This window comes from Marinicella rhabdoformis (assembly GCF_009671245.1).
Taxonomy (GTDB): domain Bacteria; phylum Pseudomonadota; class Gammaproteobacteria; order Xanthomonadales; family Marinicellaceae; genus Marinicella; species Marinicella rhabdoformis.
Genome location: NZ_VTFS01000001.1, coordinates 420373 through 438515 on the forward strand (window position 1 = coordinate 420373; position 18143 = coordinate 438515).

At 42.8% G+C, this 18143-nt stretch carries 19 protein-coding genes; 16 read left to right on the forward strand and 3 right to left on the reverse strand.

Annotated features, from left to right (window positions below):
* Window positions 1-5: 5 nt before the first annotated feature.
* Genes FET73_RS01875 through FET73_RS01885 form a run of 3 tightly spaced genes read left to right on the forward strand, consistent with a single transcriptional unit; the run spans window position 6 to window position 1881 of the window.
* Window positions 6-551, forward strand: a complete 546-nt coding sequence (locus FET73_RS01875; protein ID WP_154222211.1) for a YqgE/AlgH family protein — start codon at window positions 6-8, stop codon at window positions 549-551.
* On the forward strand, window positions 544-960 hold the full coding sequence (gene ruvX, locus FET73_RS01880) for a Holliday junction resolvase RuvX (RefSeq protein ID WP_154222212.1): 417 nt from the start codon (window positions 544-546) through the stop codon (window positions 958-960). Before FET73_RS01875 ends, ruvX begins: the two co-directional genes overlap by 8 nt.
* Before the next feature lie 9 nt (window positions 961-969).
* The gene (locus tag FET73_RS01885; protein WP_154222213.1) at window positions 970-1881 is read left to right on the forward strand and encodes an aspartate carbamoyltransferase catalytic subunit; all 912 of its coding nucleotides are present in this window, start codon (window positions 970-972) and stop codon (window positions 1879-1881) included.
* Here FET73_RS01885 and FET73_RS01890 read toward each other — a convergent pair.
* Window positions 1865-2278, reverse strand: coding sequence for an MAPEG family protein (locus FET73_RS01890; RefSeq protein WP_154222214.1), 414 nt, complete (start codon window positions 2276-2278; stop codon window positions 1865-1867). The two genes, FET73_RS01885 and FET73_RS01890, sit on opposite strands and share 17 nt — an antisense overlap.
* A 112-nt stretch (window positions 2279-2390) precedes the next feature.
* On the opposite strand from FET73_RS01890, the gene FET73_RS01895 reads away from it, so the two are divergent.
* Window positions 2391-2648 (forward strand): hypothetical protein, encoded by a 258-nt coding sequence (locus FET73_RS01895; RefSeq protein ID WP_154222215.1) that lies wholly within the window; start codon window positions 2391-2393, stop codon window positions 2646-2648.
* A 40-nt stretch (window positions 2649-2688) separates the two neighbouring features.
* Here FET73_RS01895 and FET73_RS01900 read toward each other — a convergent pair whose 3' ends face one another.
* Both FET73_RS01900 and FET73_RS01905 read right to left on the reverse strand, forming a co-directional pair.
* Window positions 2689-3417, reverse strand: a complete 729-nt coding sequence (locus tag FET73_RS01900) for a sulfotransferase-like domain-containing protein (protein ID WP_154222216.1) — start codon at window positions 3415-3417, stop codon at window positions 2689-2691.
* Window positions 3414-4325: an aminotransferase class IV gene (locus FET73_RS01905; RefSeq protein ID WP_154222217.1), complete on the reverse strand. Its 912-nt coding sequence runs from the start codon at window positions 4323-4325 to the stop codon at window positions 3414-3416. Before FET73_RS01905 ends, FET73_RS01900 begins: the two co-directional genes overlap by 4 nt.
* Before the next feature lie 441 nt (window positions 4326-4766).
* Between FET73_RS01905 and FET73_RS01910 the strand changes: the two genes are divergently transcribed.
* The 12 genes from FET73_RS01910 (at window position 4767) to infA (ending at window position 18128) form a co-directional block, all read left to right on the forward strand.
* Entirely contained in the window at window positions 4767-5297 is a 531-nt protein-coding gene (locus FET73_RS01910; protein ID WP_218944244.1) for a sterol desaturase family protein, read from the forward strand.
* Window positions 5298-5476: 179 nt separating this feature from the next.
* On the forward strand, window positions 5477-7249 hold the full coding sequence (locus tag FET73_RS01915) for an acyl-CoA dehydrogenase C-terminal domain-containing protein (protein WP_154222219.1): 1773 nt from the start codon (window positions 5477-5479) through the stop codon (window positions 7247-7249).
* Window positions 7250-7300: 51 nt separating this feature from the next.
* Window positions 7301-8137, forward strand: coding sequence for a type II secretion system protein N (locus FET73_RS01920; protein ID WP_179952054.1), 837 nt, complete (start codon window positions 7301-7303; stop codon window positions 8135-8137).
* Window positions 8137-10038: a type II secretion system secretin GspD gene (gene gspD, locus FET73_RS01925; protein WP_154222221.1), complete on the forward strand. Its 1902-nt coding sequence runs from the start codon at window positions 8137-8139 to the stop codon at window positions 10036-10038. Before FET73_RS01920 ends, gspD begins: the two co-directional genes overlap by 1 nt.
* A 1-nt stretch (window position 10039) precedes the next feature.
* Window positions 10040-11509: a GspE/PulE family protein gene (locus FET73_RS01930; protein ID WP_154222222.1), complete on the forward strand. Its 1470-nt coding sequence runs from the start codon at window positions 10040-10042 to the stop codon at window positions 11507-11509.
* A 2-nt stretch (window positions 11510-11511) separates the two neighbouring features.
* Window positions 11512-12726: a type II secretion system inner membrane protein GspF gene (gene gspF, locus FET73_RS01935; protein ID WP_154222223.1), complete on the forward strand. Its 1215-nt coding sequence runs from the start codon at window positions 11512-11514 to the stop codon at window positions 12724-12726.
* The gene (ftsE, locus tag FET73_RS01940) at window positions 12723-13406 is read left to right on the forward strand and encodes a cell division ATP-binding protein FtsE (protein WP_154222224.1); all 684 of its coding nucleotides are present in this window, start codon (window positions 12723-12725) and stop codon (window positions 13404-13406) included. The genes gspF and ftsE overlap by 4 nt, the downstream gene beginning before the upstream one ends.
* Window positions 13403-14338: a cell division protein FtsX gene (locus FET73_RS01945; RefSeq protein WP_154222225.1), complete on the forward strand. Its 936-nt coding sequence runs from the start codon at window positions 13403-13405 to the stop codon at window positions 14336-14338. The genes ftsE and FET73_RS01945 overlap by 4 nt, the downstream gene beginning before the upstream one ends.
* A 70-nt stretch (window positions 14339-14408) precedes the next feature.
* The gene (locus tag FET73_RS01950) at window positions 14409-15221 is read left to right on the forward strand and encodes a response regulator (protein WP_154222226.1); all 813 of its coding nucleotides are present in this window, start codon (window positions 14409-14411) and stop codon (window positions 15219-15221) included.
* 5 nt (window positions 15222-15226) lie between these two features.
* A complete protein-coding gene (gene ung / locus FET73_RS01955) occupies window positions 15227-15904 on the forward strand; it encodes a uracil-DNA glycosylase (protein WP_154222227.1) in 678 nt (225 codons plus the stop codon).
* A gap of 56 nt (window positions 15905-15960) precedes the next feature.
* Complete coding sequence (locus tag FET73_RS01960; RefSeq protein WP_154222228.1) at window positions 15961-17811, forward strand: hypothetical protein; 1851 nt, start codon at window positions 15961-15963, stop codon at window positions 17809-17811.
* Between the two features lie 98 nt (window positions 17812-17909).
* Window positions 17910-18128 (forward strand): translation initiation factor IF-1, encoded by a 219-nt coding sequence (gene infA, locus FET73_RS01965; RefSeq protein ID WP_099019321.1) that lies wholly within the window; start codon window positions 17910-17912, stop codon window positions 18126-18128.
* The last annotated feature ends 15 nt before the right edge of the window (window positions 18129-18143 follow it).

Genomic DNA, 18143 nt, shown 5'->3' on the forward strand with positions numbered 1-18143 from the left:
TGGCCATGAACTTGATCAACCAATTTTTAATAGCCACCCCCGACATGGCTGACGAACGCTTCAAAAATGCAGTCATCTTGATTTGTGACCACAATGAAGATGGTGCCATGGGCCTCAACATCAACCAACCCAGCGACGTCACTTTTGAAGACATATTAAGCAGTTTAAGCATAGAGAACTTAAGCCATCAGAAGTTTCCAAAGGTCCATGAAGGTGGCCCGGTCAACTCTGAATGTGGCTTCATACTCCATAAAAACCAGTCGATGTATACCAGCTCCATTTCAGTCAGTGACCAGCTGGCACTCACCACATCTAAGGACGTCATTCGAGCCATTGCCAATAAAATGGTTTCTGAACAATGGCTGATGGCATTGGGCTGTGCCACTTGGACTGCCGGACAGTTGGAACAAGAAATCGCAGACAATGCATGGCTTACTTGCCCTGCAGATGAACGCATAATCTTTAACCAATCTGATAATAAATGGGCAAGTGCATTAGACATCCTTGGTATCAAGGCACACCAATTGACTTCCGAGGTGGGCCATGCCTGAAGTTTATTTGGGCATAGATTTCGGTAGCAAAAGAATTGGCTTGGCTTTGGGTAACTCGTTCACTGGAGCCGCCAGGGCATTGTCCGTTTTACCTAATAATGGTGACTTATATAATGCATTAGCAAAAACAATCAAAGAATGGCAAGTCACCCAGATAATCTTGGGTCTGCCTTTAGATATGGACGGTGAAGAACAAGAAATTACACGCCAAGTCAAAAACTTTGCCCGAAAAATTAAACACCACACCCAGCTGCCTTTGAACTTTGTAGATGAAAGACTGACTTCCTTTGAAGCTGAAAGGCAATTCAAATCACTCCGACAAAACAGCCAAGCCAAAGCCAAAAACAAAGACCAAATAGATGCCATGGCAGCTCAAATTATCTTGCAGTCCTTTTTAGACCAAAACTGATACCAATTCATGAAACATTTATTCGACATCAAACAGCTCAACACAAAAGCATTAGAAGCACTTTTTGAAACCGCTGACAAAATTAAAAACACACCCATCACCGAGACAAAAAAGTGGCTGACGGGTAAAACTGCTATGGCTTTATTTTTTGAAAACTCTACAAGAACTTTGGTGTCTTTTCAATTGGCAGCACAAAGGCTGGGCATGGATTTTTGCGCCTTAAACTTAGCCCAATCATCTACTCAAAAAGGAGAAACACTGAAAGACACGCTTTTGACGCTTGATGCCATGCAAACTGATGCCTTTATTATTCGCCACAGCGAAAATAACACACAAAAAAAAGCAGCAGGGTGGTTAGATAACCACTCTCAAGCCAGCGTCATCAATGCCGGCGACGGAACGAACCAGCACCCCACTCAAGGCCTGCTTGACCTGTACACCATTCGCCACCACAAAGGTGAATTTAATAAACTTAAAGTCAGCGTCATAGGCGACATCAAACATTCAAGGGTGGCAGGCTCATTGGTGGACGGCCTCCATATCCTTGGCAACCGAAACACATGGATTTATGCCCCCGATGCTTTGCTACCAGAGTCAAGCCCTGCAAATAAAGCCGCATCCATGAATCAGGCACTGCAAGATGCTGATGTGGTGGTTATGCTGCGCATTCAAAAGGAGCGCATCAGACAATTGGACAGTGACACTTTAGACAATTGGCACGATAATTTTGGCCTCAATGCCAGCAACATCAAACTGGCTAAAAGAGACGTCATGGTCATGCACCCAGGCCCCATGAATCGCGGGGTAGAAATCAGCTCTGAAGTGGCGGATGGGCCACAATCTGTTATTTTAGAACAGGTCCAAAACGGTGTTTTGATGCGGTCGGCATTGCTTTATCATTTACTCAACTCGCAGCAATAAGTAACTGGATCCACATCACCAACAACAATAAGCAAGACAACACAAATACCATAAAACGGTGGTTTACATTGTTATATGTGATATGAATGACACTGTGTATCAACCGCATACCCACATACACCCATGCCAAGTTCAGCAACAGGTCATCTTGGATTTGCAACACCATAATCACCAAACACCACAAATAAAATAAAACAGGTATTTCCAGCAAATTACTGAAATTACGGTCCATTTGCTGCAAACGCGGTGACAACTGTGCTTTGCCTTCCATCAATACAAAAGATTTGATGGAAACCTGCCGCCCCTTGATTGCACGCACACGACCTATACCCATCGCAAACAAAACCACAAAGGTCAAAATGACCAAAGTCACCATTGGATATATCAATTCAATCATCAATCAGCCCACCAAAATAAATCATGCTATCAAAACTCTAATCCCTTGTCCAAAACCTTGCTACAATAAAAATGCTAATAAAGACGTTAAATATCAAATCACGGAGTTAATTATGAATTACAAAATCATCACATTGTGCTTGGCAGCGACCACCATTTCCGCTTGTAGCAGCACATGTACAGAAGAAGACTTACAAGCCAAAGCCATGGAGTTGGCTGAAAAAGTACAAAAGATTGCAGCTTCAGGTGACATGAATAAGTTGATGGCCTTCTCACAAAAATCCATGAAAATCTCAAAAGCAGCTGAAGCAGGTGATGACATCCAAGCCGCTTGTGAAGCCGCCGACGAATTACTTTCCGAATTAGACTAAAAACTCAGCCACAATCTGTTTTTAGGTTGTGGCAAATCTTCTATTCAACACACACTTTATAAGCTGCCAACTGCTCATAAAAGGGTAAACAAGCATCAGCAATCGCCTGTTCTTCAGCCGTCAATGTGTTTTCTTTGGGCTTGTACTCTGAAAAACCCGTTGATTCAATCACACGGTTATACCAATGTGATGCCCAAACGCCATCAGAATCTCGATAGCCTTTTGGCCAAGCCAGCATGTTATTATCAAATGGAACACCCAACAACCCGCACAGCTTTTTCATCATAACTTCCGGTTGCATCAATATGTCTTTTGACTCCATCACTGGTGCCACCACCCCCATATTATTTTTGATCCAGTTGAACAACTTGACTTGCTGTGGATAACCCAAATCTTCAGGCGTCGCCCTGGGATGCTTACGCAAATAGGAAGACAGCACATCATTGGGATGGCGTATTAAAAAAGCATGTCGCATACCCGCCAAAAAATCCAACTCAATCTCTGGCATCAAATGATGACTCATGTGCTTTTGATAATAAATACCCACACCTTCAAATTCCTCTTCGCTCAAGGACTTGGCCACAGGCTGCCAATCTGCACCTTGGTCTGCAATGATCTCTTTCCAAGCGGCATGTTTTTTGCCCGTTGTTGCCAAATAAGGTCCATAAAACGGCTCATCAACCACCACTGTATCTTTGCGGTTTTCCCACGAACGCATCATGGCTGTTGAAATATTCCTTGGCCCCGACCACATGGCAATCCGAATCATGCGCCAGCCTCTGATTTAATCAATGCCAAATACAAATCCTGCAATCGAACAATCATGTCACGTGAACCCGTACCAATGATGCGCCCATCAACCTCATTCACCGGCGTCACACCCGCAAAAGTACCGGTAACAAAACATTCATCCGCACCATAGACATCGAACAAAGAAAAATTCTTTTGTTTCACTGTGATGCCGTTGTCTTCACACACTTCAATGATTTTTGACCGCGTGATGCCGCCCAAACAAAAATCGCCAGTTGAAGTCCACACCTCACCTTGGGTTACGATGAAAAAGTGGGTTGAATTACAGGTAGCAACAAAACCATGCGGATCGAGCATCAGCGCCTCATCGGCTCCCGCTTTGGCCGCTTGTATACAGCCCTGAATGCAATTAATCTTAGAATGTGAGTTCATCTTCTGATCCTGCACATCAGGATAACCGCGACGCACATGGGTGGTGAATAATTTGATACCACCTTCAATTTTCCTCGGCGACGGGTTCTTGTACTCAGGAATGATAACAATGGTGCTGCCAGGGATGGTACAACGCGGGTCTTGGTAAGGCGTGATTTTTTCACCACGAGTTACCATCAAACGAATGTGCACGCCATCTGTCATGTCATTGGCTTGCAAAGTAGTCATCAAACGCTCAGTCAAAGCCGCTGGTGTCAAACCAATATCCAAATCCAAAGACTTGGCACCTTGAAACAAACGTCGCAAGTGGTCTTTCAAAAACACTACCACGCCATGGTGCAAACGCAAACCTTCCCAAACACCATCACCCAAAATAAAACCACTGTCGAAAACAGAAACCACCGCCTTCTCACGCGGAAATAATTCACCATTGATGTTAATTAAGATGTTCCTGTTGCGCTCATCTTCAATGTATTCGTGTGTGCCTTTGGCCATATCATTCACCACAAAAGCAGTGATTGTATCAATTTTCTCACGGCTATCTTAAATTCAATTCATTAAAATTATAACTCAATATGACAATTGTAAAGAATGAGCAATTCCCTTGAATCCAAGAATCTCTATATAAAAAATATATAATCTTTAGGTTTCAAATGTTCAGCATGCAAATAATACAGACATAAATACTTTTTGCAGGAAACAAAGATGCCCACACCGTTTGAAATTTTAAAAGACCCAGTGTCACTGGGGCTCATCACTGTTTTTTTTGCATTAGTTTTGATTGAGTCTATATCGCCAGCCCGCTCATTACCTAAGGTTAAACACTGGCGAACAAAGTGCTTGCTCGGCTTTGTTTGCTACTTCTTTCTGGCAAGCTACTTACCTTTACTTTGGGACCATCATTTATCTTTTTTACAGATTTTTGATTTAAGTGATATGAATCAGTGGTTGATGCTCATGTCATCCATTTTGGTGTTTGAATTGTTTATTTATGTTTGGCATCGATTCATGCATAAAAGCAATCGTCTTTGGTTAAGTTTTCATCAATTACACCACAGTGCCGAACGCGTTGATACATTTGGGGCATATTTTTTCAGTCCGCTTGACATGGCAGGCTTCACTTTTATTGGTAGCTTAAGCTTGTCAGTATTTGTTGGTCTTGACCCGCAAGTCATCACTTTATTCCTTTTTATCACTACATTTCTGGCTATCTTTCAGCACACCAATATAAATACACCTGTGTGGCTGGGTTACATCATCCAACGCCCAGAAAGCCATTCAGTTCATCACCAAAAAGGTGTCCATGCACACAATTATTCAGACTTGCCAATATTTGACATTTTGTTTGGAACATTTAAAAACCCTAAAGACTTTCAATCTGAAAATGGCTTTTATCCAGGGGCATCTACCCGTATTGGTGATATGCTGACAGGTAAAGACATCAGCCGACCCTCACAAAAGACTTAAGGGATGATGGATCGCCAAGTTCTGAGCAAAGAACATATGACTTTTAAATTGAGTCAATTTCATTTACCACTCAATAAAAAAGCGCGCAAGATTGGAAGACCTCAATTTGACCGCAAGATTTATTGCTCCAAGGCAATTTTCTGGGTAGAATGCTTGTTTTTAAAACAAACGTTTGAATTATGGCCAATATACTTTTCCCCATTAAAGAAGTTCAATTTGTTGCAGACGAGGTTTTGGATTTAACCCGCCATTACCAAAAATTAGGCGTTCATGAAGAAATTGACGCCGAGACTTTTGTAACCATTGTTGAAGAAGCTTCTAAATTCTTGCATGAAAATGCAGGTCCTTTGAACCGCAATGCAGATGAGCAAGGCTGTACCCATGAGGGCAACACAGTCACCGCACCTGACGGTTTCAAACAATTATACAAAGACTATTGTGAATCAGGCTGGGCCTCTTTAGATGGCGATCCAGAATATGGCGGTCAAGGCTTGAGCTATTGGTTGCAATTGATCTTGGGTGAGATGAACACCTATTACTGCCCTGGCTGGTCTAACTACCCAGGTTTGACCCATGGTGTTCGCGAATTGGTAGAAAAATTCTCAAACGATGACCAACGCGCCATGTTCTTACCTAAATTAACTACTGGTCAATGGTCTGGCACCATGTGCTTGACGGAGCCACATTGTGGTACCGATTTAGGCTTGGTCAATACCGCTGCACAACCCAATGGTGATGGCTCTTATGATGTTACTGGCACAAAAATATTCATCACATCGGGTGAACATGACCTGTGTGACAACATCGTTCATTTGGTTTTAGCACGCTTACCTGATGCACCGAAAGGCACCAAAGGCATTTCACTGTTCTTGGTACCTAAATTCATGGTCAATGAAGACCAATCTTTAGGCGAACGCAATACCCTAGGGGCTGCCAGCATTGAGCATAAAATGGGCTTGAATGGTTCGGCCACCTGTGTAATGAACTTCGATGCCGCCAAAGGATTTTTGATTGGTAATGCCAACGAAGGTTTGAAACTGATGTTCACCATGATGAATGGTGCCCGTTTGAACACCGGCATCCAAGGTTTGGCCGCGACACAAGCGTCATACTTAAATGCTTTGGACTATGCCAATGAGCGTTTGCAAATGCGCGCAGCCACAGGCCCTGCCTACCCAAATAAAGCCGCTGACCCCATCATTGTCCACCCTGATGTGCGCCGCATGTTGTTGACCCAAAAATCTTTTGCTGAAGGCAACCGTGCCATGGCTTATTTTGTTGCGCAACAGATTGAGATCATCAAACACAGCAAAGACGAAGGTGAACAAAAGAAAGCCGAAGCCTTGCTGGCCTTCATGACGCCCATCATCAAAGCGTTTTTGACTGAAGTGGCATTAGAAGCAACCAACCACGGCATCCAAGTATTCGGAGGCCACGGTTACATTCGTGAACACGGTCAAGAACAGTGGGCACGTGATGCCAAAATTTTCACATTGTATGAAGGCACCACAGGCATCCAAGCACTGGATTTAACTGGCCGTAAATTGTTGATGATGCAAAAAGGCCAAATCGGCCCTGTATTGGACATGATTCAAGATTTTATCGATAATTCAGGTGCTGAATTGGCACCGCAATTACAGGTATATATTGACCTTTGGAAAGAAACCACTGAAGGCATCGTGGCTGCTGCCATGAAAAACCCAAATGAAGTAGGCGCTGCATCTGTGGATTACCTGATGATGTCCGGCTATGTGATTCTTGCATTTTTCCAAGCCCAATTGCATAATGCTGCTAAGCAAGCCAAAGGTCAACTGGGTGCAGATTTCTATCAAGGCAAGGTCAAATCAGCCGAATTTTACTTTGCTAAAATCCTGCCCAGATGCCACAGTCACAAAGCAAGCATTGAGACTGGCGCAGCACCTTTGATGGACATCAATGCGGCAGAATTTTAATGATATAATTTGAATATAAATACAAGAAATATCAGCGGGAAATTTAAAGCCTTGAGCACATGGCTCTTGGCTTTGCTCATTTTGGCTTTGTGGACACATTTTATTTTGTTTCCACAAGGTCAAAGCAGCGGATTTGAACCTGCCATCGCACCCACCACCCGCAGCAATTCAGCACTTAATCGGCCAAAACCTTCGACTTATCATTTATTTGGTTCATCAGAAATCACAGAAACGTCACTGAATTACCTTGACACTGAAAGTCAGTTAAATTTGATCCTCACGGGCATCATGTCCAGCGAGGATAAAAATTCAGGCATGGCCTATATCAAAACGACCAAAGGTGAAGAAAAGAAATTTAAAGTGGGCGATGATGTTTTTGGACTTGCCAAATTAACAGAAGTACACGAAGGTTATTTGATTTTAAGCCGTGGTGCTAAGAAAGAGCGTTTGTCACTGCATAAAGGTGTCGGCATCAATACCGACCGCAGACCAGCCAGCAGAAAGAATAAGCCTGAAACCGCTGATGAAATCAAAGCCAACAACATCAGAAATTTTGTCAAAAATTCAGGTGACTGGCAACAAACACTCAACCAACAAAAATTCGACCCAAACAAAATCAACAACATTGTTAAAAACCTCAATGTGATGCAAAACAACCAAGGCCAAATCACTGGACTTCGAGTTGCATCAATGAGTCAAAATAGCGCCTTATTGAAACAAGGCCTGAAAAAAAATGACCAAATTGTAGCGGTCAACGGCACTGCCATAAGCAGTCAAAATTTACTTAATTTGCGCAGCCAATTAGAACAAGCGGGCAATGCACAAGTGACAGTGATGCGAAATGGTCGTAAAATAAACCTCAACGTCAACTTATCTGAGCTTCAATAATGAGAACCACCACCTCGATTAAAGTCAGGCTGGCCATGTGCCTGTGCCTTTTCTTCAGCTTGTCACTTCAAGCTGACAATCACATGCACACGCTGAATTTACAAGACACTGACATCCGTTTATTGGTAGAAACCGTCAGTGACATCACAGGCAAAAACTTTGTTTTGGATCCAGAAGTTGATGGCAAAATCACAGTCATTTCAGGACAGCCTGTTCCAGAAGATAAAATTTATGATTTGTTCCTGTCGATACTCAGTGTCAATGGTTTCACAACAGAAACACAAGGCGACACCATAAAAATCATACCGGTTGGTAAGAGTAATCCACTTGCTGGCTTGAGCGGAAACCATCCTGATCAATTGATGACCAAAATATTCCGCATCAAGCACATCCCAGTGACTGAAGTGGAACAAATGCTCAAGTCAATGAACAACAAAGCCAAATTAATTGCCAACAAAGACGCCAACTTACTGATCGTTTCAGACAAAGCGGCCAGCGTTTCTAAAATGGAGCAATTGATTCAAAGTTTAGACAAGAAGTCTGACACCTCGATTGAACTGATTCCATTGCAATATGCCGATGCCCAAGATGTGGCTGAAACCTTGACTGGCTTATTGGAAAGCAGTAATGGCCTCGGACCACAGTCTAAAATTGTTCCAGATGCCAGAACCAATTCAGTCATCATCAATGCCAACCCGTCGTTAAAAAGCCGCATCATGACCATCATTGCGCAATTAGATAAGCCATTAGATACCAACACCCAGTCGCAAGTGATTTACTTGAAATATGCTTCTGCAGAAAAATTGGTGCCTATCATGGAAACCTTGGCTAAACGTGGCGAGTCCGCTGAAAAAGATGAAGTCAGCATCCAAGCCCATGCTGAAACCAATTCTCTCGTCATCAACGCCCCCCCTGCCGTATTTCGAAACATCCAAAGTGCCATTGATCAATTAGACATCAGACGACAACAGGTGTTGATTGAAGCCATCATTGCTGAGGTATCTGTGGACAATTCAAAAGAACTCGGCGTAGATTGGTATGCACCGATTGGTGGAGACGGTGACAACGGTATCGTTGGTGGTTCTTTTACAGGCAGTACCGCACCGAACTTAACTTCTGACGATCCCTTGAATGTTTTTGGCAGCTTACTGGCTGGTGGTTTAAATTTAGGTTATTTGAATTTTGGCACCAACAGTGATGGAGAACAAACCCTTAATTTTGGAGGCTTGCTTAAAGCCATAAGCACCAACGGTAACAGCAACGTTTTATCAACACCTTCAGTGGTCACACTAAACCATCAAGAAGCCAGTTTATCAGTAGGTCAAGAAGTGCCTTTTGTTACCGGTTCTTATTCACAAGGTGGTAACTCAGACTCAAACGGCTCCCCCAACCCTTTCACAACAATCCAGCGTGAAGATGTGGGACTGTCATTGACTGTGACACCACACATCAATGACGGTGGACAAATTGTGGTAGATATTGCTCAAGAAATTTCTAGCATTGATCCTAACGCGGTATCTGCTGTTGACTTGGTGACAAAGAAAAGAACTTTGGACACCACTGTTATGATTCCAGACAATCAAATTTTGGTACTCGGTGGCTTGATCGATGACGAAGTGCAAGAAACCATCAAGAAAGTTCCCATGTTAGGCGACATTCCACTGATTAAAAACTTATTCCGTACCAAAAAACGCACCCGGGTCAAGCGCAATTTGATGATCTTCATACACCCGCGCATTTTAAAAACTGACATTGAGCAAGCTGAGATCAGTCGCCAACGATATCGTGACATCCGCCAAGAACAGTTAAAAGAGTTGAAGCCAGAAACATTCCGACGTGGATCTCCTGTGTTAAAAGAAGACCCAACACAACAAGAAACCACAGAGGTTGACGGGCAATAACATGGCGGTCAAACTTCCGGCATACAGTTTTGCTAAGAAACGTGGCGCCACCATTTTAGAACAAAGTGATGACGCTGTGGTGTTGGCTGTTTCAAAAGCAGCCAAGCCGCAGGCCATTGCTGAATTACAAAGGCAATGTGACTTACCGGTTAAACTCGAATTCTTTGAGCCACAATCATACCAACAGGTGATTCAAAAAATTTACCACCACCAACAGTCTATGACAGACGATGTGGTGGCCGGTCTTGGTGACTCAGAAGCTGAACTGGCCCAGGTCGCAGAGGTTTTATCTGAACCTGATGACTTGTTAGAAAGTAACGATGATGCACCCATCATCCGCTTGATCAATGCCCTCTTGGCTGATGCCGTTAAAGTCAGCGCATCAGACATTCACATTGAGCCCGGTGAATATCAATTGTCTATTCGGTACCGTGTGGACGGCCATTTACAAGAAGTATTAACACCCGACCAATCTTTGGCTTCTTTGATCGCTTCGCGCATCAAAATCATGTCAAAACTCGACATTGCCGAAAAAAGACTGCCACAAGATGGTCGCATTTCATTGAAGATTGCTGACCATCCGATTGATGTCCGTGTTTCAACGATACCTGGTGCTTTTGGTGAGCGCATAGTGATGCGTTTATTGGACAAAAAAGCCGGCCAATTAAACTTGGCACAATTGGGCATGAACAACAGTCATTTAGACATGATGAATGACTTGGTTAAAATGCCACATGGTATCATTTTGGTCACCGGGCCAACCGGTTCTGGTAAAACCACCAGCTTGTACGCGGCTTTGGAAGCCATCAATAAGCGTTCTCGAAACATCATGACGATTGAGAATCCCATTGAATACCACTTGTCAGGTATCAGCCAAACTCAAGTCAATGACAAGGTTGACATGTCTTTTGCCCGTGGTTTGCGTGCCATTTTGCGCCAAGACCCTGATGTCATCATGATTGGTGAAATACGAGATTTAGAAACCGCAGAAATAGCCATTCAAGCCAGTTTAACCGGCCACTTGGTTTTTTCAACCTTGCACACCAACACGGCAATAGGTGCAGTCACTCGATTGATTGACATGGGTGTACCACCCTTTTTATTGGCCACATCCATCAAAGCCGTGATAGCCCAGCGCTTGGTAAAACGCTTGAATCCAGCCCATCGCATAGCACAAGCAGTGACTCCCCAGTTACGTGAAACCCTTGGCATATTGGAAGCAGTGGAAACCATTTATCAAGCCGATGAATCATTACCTATTAATGAAGCCTATGCAGGTCGGTTGGGGGTGTTTGAAGTCATACGGTTGAATGACCAATTGCGCACCATGATTCACGAAGGGGCTTCAGAACAAGCATTGGCATCTGTAGCTCACAAGTCGTTTGCCAGCATGAAACAAGATGCGGTAAACAAACTCTGTGCCGGTGAAACCACAGCAGATGAAATTTTCAGGGTCATGTACGATTCATAGTCATGGAAGCATTTGAATACAGTTCATTAGATTCTCAAGGCAAGTCACGCAAAGGCGTGATTCAAGCCGACAACGAAAAACAAGCACGACAATTACTTCGTGCTCAGGATTTGGTCCCTGTTCAAATTGACAAAGTACTGATTTCAAATAACAAAGAACAAAAAACATCAGTGCAACGCTTGCGACTCAAGTCGAATGAGTTGCCACTGCTGATCCGACAACTGGCCACTTTGGTCAAAGCAGGCTTACCGATTGATGACGCTTTAAAAACATTAATTGAACAAAGTGACCACAGAAATACAGAAAAAATCCTGTCTACATTACATGCGAAAATCATGGAAGGACAACCACTGGCCACAGCCATGCGCTTGTTCCCTAAAGCATTTGATGAGCTGATTACCACCAGTATTGAAGCGGGCGAACAATCAGGTCATTTAGAACAAATTCTGGGTCAACTGGCAGATTATCTGGAAACACGCGATCAAATGGGCAAACAATCCTTAATGGCTTTGATTTACCCGATCATCTTGATTCTGACATCCATTGCCGTTGTCACTGGCATGATGGTCTATATCGTGCCCAAAGTGACACAAGTCTTCGCTAATTCACAAGTTGAATTACCAGCCATGACTCAAACTTTGATTGCTATCAGTGATTTTTTGACTCAATATGGACTCTGGGTTTTGATTGGTATGACAGCTTTGAGCGCAGGCTTTTGGGCCCTGCTACAAAAACCTGACTTTAAAATCAAATGGCATCGCATGGTTCTTAAATGGCCAGGTATAGGTAGCTTAATTCGCACATCACAAGCTGCTAAATTTACGCGCACACTGGGCATTCTGAGTAAAAGTGCTGTACCCATTGTCCCTGCATTAAGTTTGTCATCTCAAGTGGTTTCCAATGCCAGTTTTAAAAAGGCCTGTGAAGAAACTGCTGCTGCAGTCCGTGAAGGCGCTGGTCTGGCAAAAGCCATGGGCAACGCCAAAGAATTTCCACCATTAACAGTCAAATTGGTCCATGCTGGTGAACAAAGCGGCAACTTAAGTGAAATGTTAGAACGCGCTGCAGAAGTACAAGAAAAGAATGTTGAAAACAAGCTGTCTACTTTGATTGGTGCAATTCAACCACTGGCGATTTTGTTTGTTGGTATGATTGTCCTATTTATAGTTTTGGCCATGTTGCTGCCCATTTTCCAATTGAATTCGGTGCTGCAATGAGCAAGAATATCATTGAATTCAAGCGCGTCAGCAAATCCTATGGCAAACACAACAAAGCCCTGAGTGATGTCAGCTTTGACATTGAGCAAGGAGAGATGCTGTTTTTAACTGGACATTCAGGTGCTGGTAAAACATCTATACTTAAGCTGATCATGTGTATGGAGTCCATCAGTTACGGACAAGCCAAAGTCAACGGCTTTGCTTTGCGCGAGCTTAACAACCAAAGCTTGCCCAAATACCGCCAAACATTGGGTATGATTTTTCAAGACCACCAATTGTTAGAAAACCGCACCATCATAGACAACATTGCTTTGTCTCTGTGGTTGCGTGGTTATTCTAAACCTGACAGCTTGAAACAAGCCCGGGTGACTTTGAGCCAAGTTGGCATAGCCGATAAAGCCAACTTTTACCCCAATGAACTGTCCAGTGGTCAACAACAGCGCGTTGGCATAGCGCGTGCCATCATCGCCCAACCTGACATATTATTAGCAGATGAGCCTACGGGTAATTTAGATCCTGATTTGTCGTTGGAATTGATGGAACTGTTCATGGAAATCAACAAAAAAGGCACAACGGTCATCATTGCGACCCATGATTTATTTTTAATCAAACGTTTAAGAAAACGTGTATTGGTGATGGATTCTGGCCAATTGATTGATGACTATAGGCCGGATTTATGAATCAATCTGTAGCTAAAAAACCTCACCCGTTTGCACGTTGGTATCGTGGACATGTTCGAGCCATTCGTGAAGGTTTTTTGATGCCATTACAAACACCTTGGTCAAGTCTATTTACCATCATCACCCTGGGCATTTGTTTTTATTTACCCTTGATGATGTGGACAGTGTGGCAAAATTTTGATGAATTAGAAGCACAATGGCAAAGCAAAGGCAGTATGGCTGTCTTCCTCAAACCGGGCATCAATGCCGATGAAATGACCGCCATACAGTTAGATTTAAACGAACGCAATTTAATCAGCAAGAGTCAAGTGGTGCAAAGCAATGAAATTAAAAGCCAACTCAATAAAGACCCGCAACTGAATAAAGTCATTGCCATCATTGAAGATCAGCAGCTTCCTGATCAAATCCTCATCACACCGCACCCTGAGGCCACCAATGAACAGTTATTGGAGTTGAGTCAAAAATTACAACTCAACCCGAGCATAGACTATGTCAGCTTTGATGCCGATTGGTTTAATCAACTGCAAACACTCACTCGGGCATTCTTTTATATGATGCAGGCCAGTGTTGTGGTGTTTTTAATCATTGTATTGGTCTTCCTCAGTCACTCTATAGGTAACGAAATTGCAAACCACAAAAAAGAAATTGCTTTGAATAAACTGCTGGGTGCTTTTCCTGGCCAAATTCGAAGGCGCTTTTTATACGGTGGTATTTATTATGGCATCGCTGCATCAATATTTGCACTGCTGTTGTTGAACAGCACACTCTGGTGGATTTCTAAACCGATTCAAGAATTGTCAGCATCGTTTGGTCAACAAATTAACATACACAGCTTAGACTTCTCAACTGCTGTTTTATTCCTTTTTATGGCAACAACCATCACATGGCTAGGCGCACGATTCAGCGCATCAAGTCACATCAGAAACCTATAACAAACTTCCATCACATTTTTTTTTACGTTTTTGTGTTTTCATGGCATGATGATTTAGTTCTTGAGGTACAATGCATAATATGACAGATACAGCTAAAGTTTTGATTGCCGATGGTTCTAAATTGGCGAGGTCTATGACCGAGCGGTTGGTTAAAAAAATCCAACCATATACAGAGGTCATAGCTGTAGATTCTGTTGCCAAAGCCATCGAAAAATTACAAAACAATCGAATAGATATCATCTTATCAGCCTTACGCCTACCAGATGATGATGGTACAAAAATCTGCGAATATGCACGCGAAAACCACCATTATTTGCCTGTCATAATCATTTCAGGCAGTGTTGATGCACGGCTTAAAGACCGGATGCTCAGCAGTGATGTAACTGACTACATCGACAAAGCTGCGGGGCAAAAAGGTTTAGAAATATTCCTGAGCGGCTTATTGCGCCCAGATGATGAAATCAACGGCAAGATTTTATATATTGAAGACTCTATGGTGGTGGCTCATGCAACCAAAAAACTATTGCAAAACCACAACTTAGAAATCACCCACAAACTGTCTGTTACCGATGCCAAAGAAGTGATGCCCGACCGAGAAACGTCATATAATGACTTTGATTTGGTTCTGACTGATTACTACCTAAAAAACAATGAAACGGCCAGAGGAATACTCAGCTATGCCCGTGACGAGTTGCATTTAAACAAATTAGAGATGCCATTTGTGATTATGACCGGTGATGAAAATACTGAAAACCAAAAGCAAATTCTTAACGAAGGTGCCAACGACTTGGTGGGTAAACCGGTAAACCAAGAAGCTTTGGTCAAAAAACTTAAATTTCAAATCCGCTTTACCCAATTTCACCGCCAAAAAGACACCAGTTAAAACACATGCATCGACAGTTAGAAGCAAGCTGGTTGCAGGCATTGTCTGACACGTTTGAGCAAGAATATATGCGCAAACTCAATTCATTTTTACAACATGAAAAAGCGCAAGGCAAGATCATTTACCCACCAAATCAGTTGATATTTAACGCCTTCAACAGTACGCCCCTAAATCATGTTAAAGTTGTTATTCTAGGCCAAGACCCCTACCACGGGCCAGGACAAGCACACGGCTTGTCATTTTCTGTACCTCATGGTATGCCAATCCCTCCTTCTTTAAAAAACATCTTTAAGGAACAGGCTGCTGACTTGAGAGTATATAACACTACTGGCAATTTATCATCTTGGGCCGCACAAGGCGTTTTGTTACTTAACAGTGTGTTAACTGTAGAAAAAGCCCAAGCTGCCAGCCACCAAAAACAAGGCTGGGAACAGTTTACAGATCGAGTTATTTCCATCATCAATGAAACAAACCAAGGTGTGGTTTTTATGCTTTGGGGCGCATATGCTCAAAAAAAAGGCAATCAAATTAACACAAAAAAACACTTAATACTGAAAGCGCCACACCCTTCTCCATTATCTGCTCATCGTGGTTTTTTAGGTTGTAGACACTTTTCTCAAGCGAATGATTACCTTATAAAACAACAAAAAACGCCAATTGATTGGCAGTTAGCTGAAAATTAACTGTTTTTTATCTGACACTTTTTTATAATGATTGGAACACAAACTGTCCATACATTATGAACCTGATTAAAATTTGCCTTCTCCTTTTGCTGCTCAACAATCCGGTTATCGCGGTTTCGCCATGGTTAGAAAATTTCAACCACCCTTTGAGGCAACAACAAATTGATTTACGTTGGCATGCCGATGGTGGTGAATTTGTCATCAACTTTGAAGACCGTTTGTTGAACGAGTTAGGGATTCAAGTGATTGACCTACCCACTCAAACTAAAACCATAGACAGCCAGCCACATGCCGTATTTCAAATCAATGACACCACCTCACTAGAGGTTCAAGCTCCTTTTGGTATTTTAGAATCTATTACCGCTGGTCAACTGCATGTCAAAGGCCAGTTCAAATGGCAAATTCAAAACGCCACCATGACGTTCAATGATTTAATTATCAGAGCAACCAGCAAAGGAAAAGGTGCTGGTGAAATTGTCAGTGCAGAAATCATCGACCAACAGGGAAATGCCTTGTTCTTGTTAGACCACATCCATACAGAACTCGACATCAAGCAACAGCAACTGCGCATGTTGCGCATGGATGTGAGAATAACCAGTTGGTTGGCCAATAAAATCAACATGCCACAGATAGCTCACTGGGTTGTGGCTGAAGCGCACATGTACAATCACCTGGTCATCCCTCCAGAATATGCCATGGTTAGAGGGACACCCACATGCCCCAAAGACAGGCCTCTATGGCCGAGCCCAACAGCTGATGCTGATGTGGCATTGATTGACATGTCTTGGGTATATCGCAGGCGAATTGACGACGATCTTGTGGTTCTCACTCCCAACGCCAGATTAAAAAATGTTGGCGAAGCTGATGTGGTCTGGCAAGGCAAGTTTACGGGTCCCGTTCCTCCTTATAACAATGAACAACATCCTTTTCTGAACTGGGCCATGTACAGAGAAATTGATAACCGGTTTGAACAAGTGGCCATTTCAGACATTAAACATGCATTCTTTGCACAGAACCAAAACTGCACATATAACTGTGGTAACAATTTTATTTTATACAAAGGCTGTGAAGACACTTACACAGTCAGCAACAATGATGGCGGCAGTTATTTAGGGCCTCGAGAAGAACTAGAAGCGTTCACAGGACTGTGGGAACAACAATGTTCATTTTTTGACCCTGATTGCAACAACACCCAAAACAACACTTCGAACTCTACGGATGAAAACCGTCTGGTTGTCAATGAGTCACAATTTTCAGATCCTGCATTAAGTTATTATTTTTCATCTTGGTATTTGGTACGTGAAGATGTCAATATATTCAATGGCATGGGTTGGATGTCATATGAATTCAGTCAAAACCAACAAAATCTGACTTGGAATATGCACTCACCGTCATCCTTTCAAAACGGTCCAGCTTCCGATGCTTATTTACCACCGAATACCACTGCCAACGATTTAATGAGCGCATCACACCGCACTTTGCAAGTTGGAGAAGGCCACCTCACTGTTGCCGTTAAAGTCATTGATTTAGGTGGCGGTAATTTTCGTTATAACTACATGATAGAAAACCATGATTATGACCCCCAGGTTGAACAAATCATCGTTCCCCTAGATGACGACGCCAGTTATACTGATTTTGTGTGGTCTGATAAGGATTTAATCCTTAGCAATAACTGGTCTACCACTCGTCAAGATAATTTATTATCCTTAACTCAAACCAATGACAACCTCATCGATTGGGGCATGTTATTCAGCTTTTCTTTCACTTCAGACAGGCCCCCAGAACTTGGCTTAATACGCTTAGTTGGTCATGAAAACAACCAGAACCAATTCTCTGTCATGAGTCTCCGGCCGCAATTAGATGATTTGATTTTTGAGAACGGCTTTGAACAGGTCACTGTAGACTGAATCACCGCTACTTTTTGAAACTGAACGCAAACCAAACAATGTGGTGACGGCTGGTTTTATCTGGTAGAATACCCTTTTTTTTGGAAATACCACACTTTATGGCAAAAGAAGACGTCATTGAATTAGAAGGCAAAGTAATCGACACTTTACCTAACACCATGTTCCGTGTTGAATTGGAAAATGGTCACATTGTGACTGCACACATCTCTGGTCGCATGAGAAAACATTACATCAGAATTTTGACTGGTGATACCGTAACGGTTGAATTGACACCTTACGACTTGAGCAAAGGACGCATCACGTTCCGTTCAAAATAAACCTGCGCCCATTGA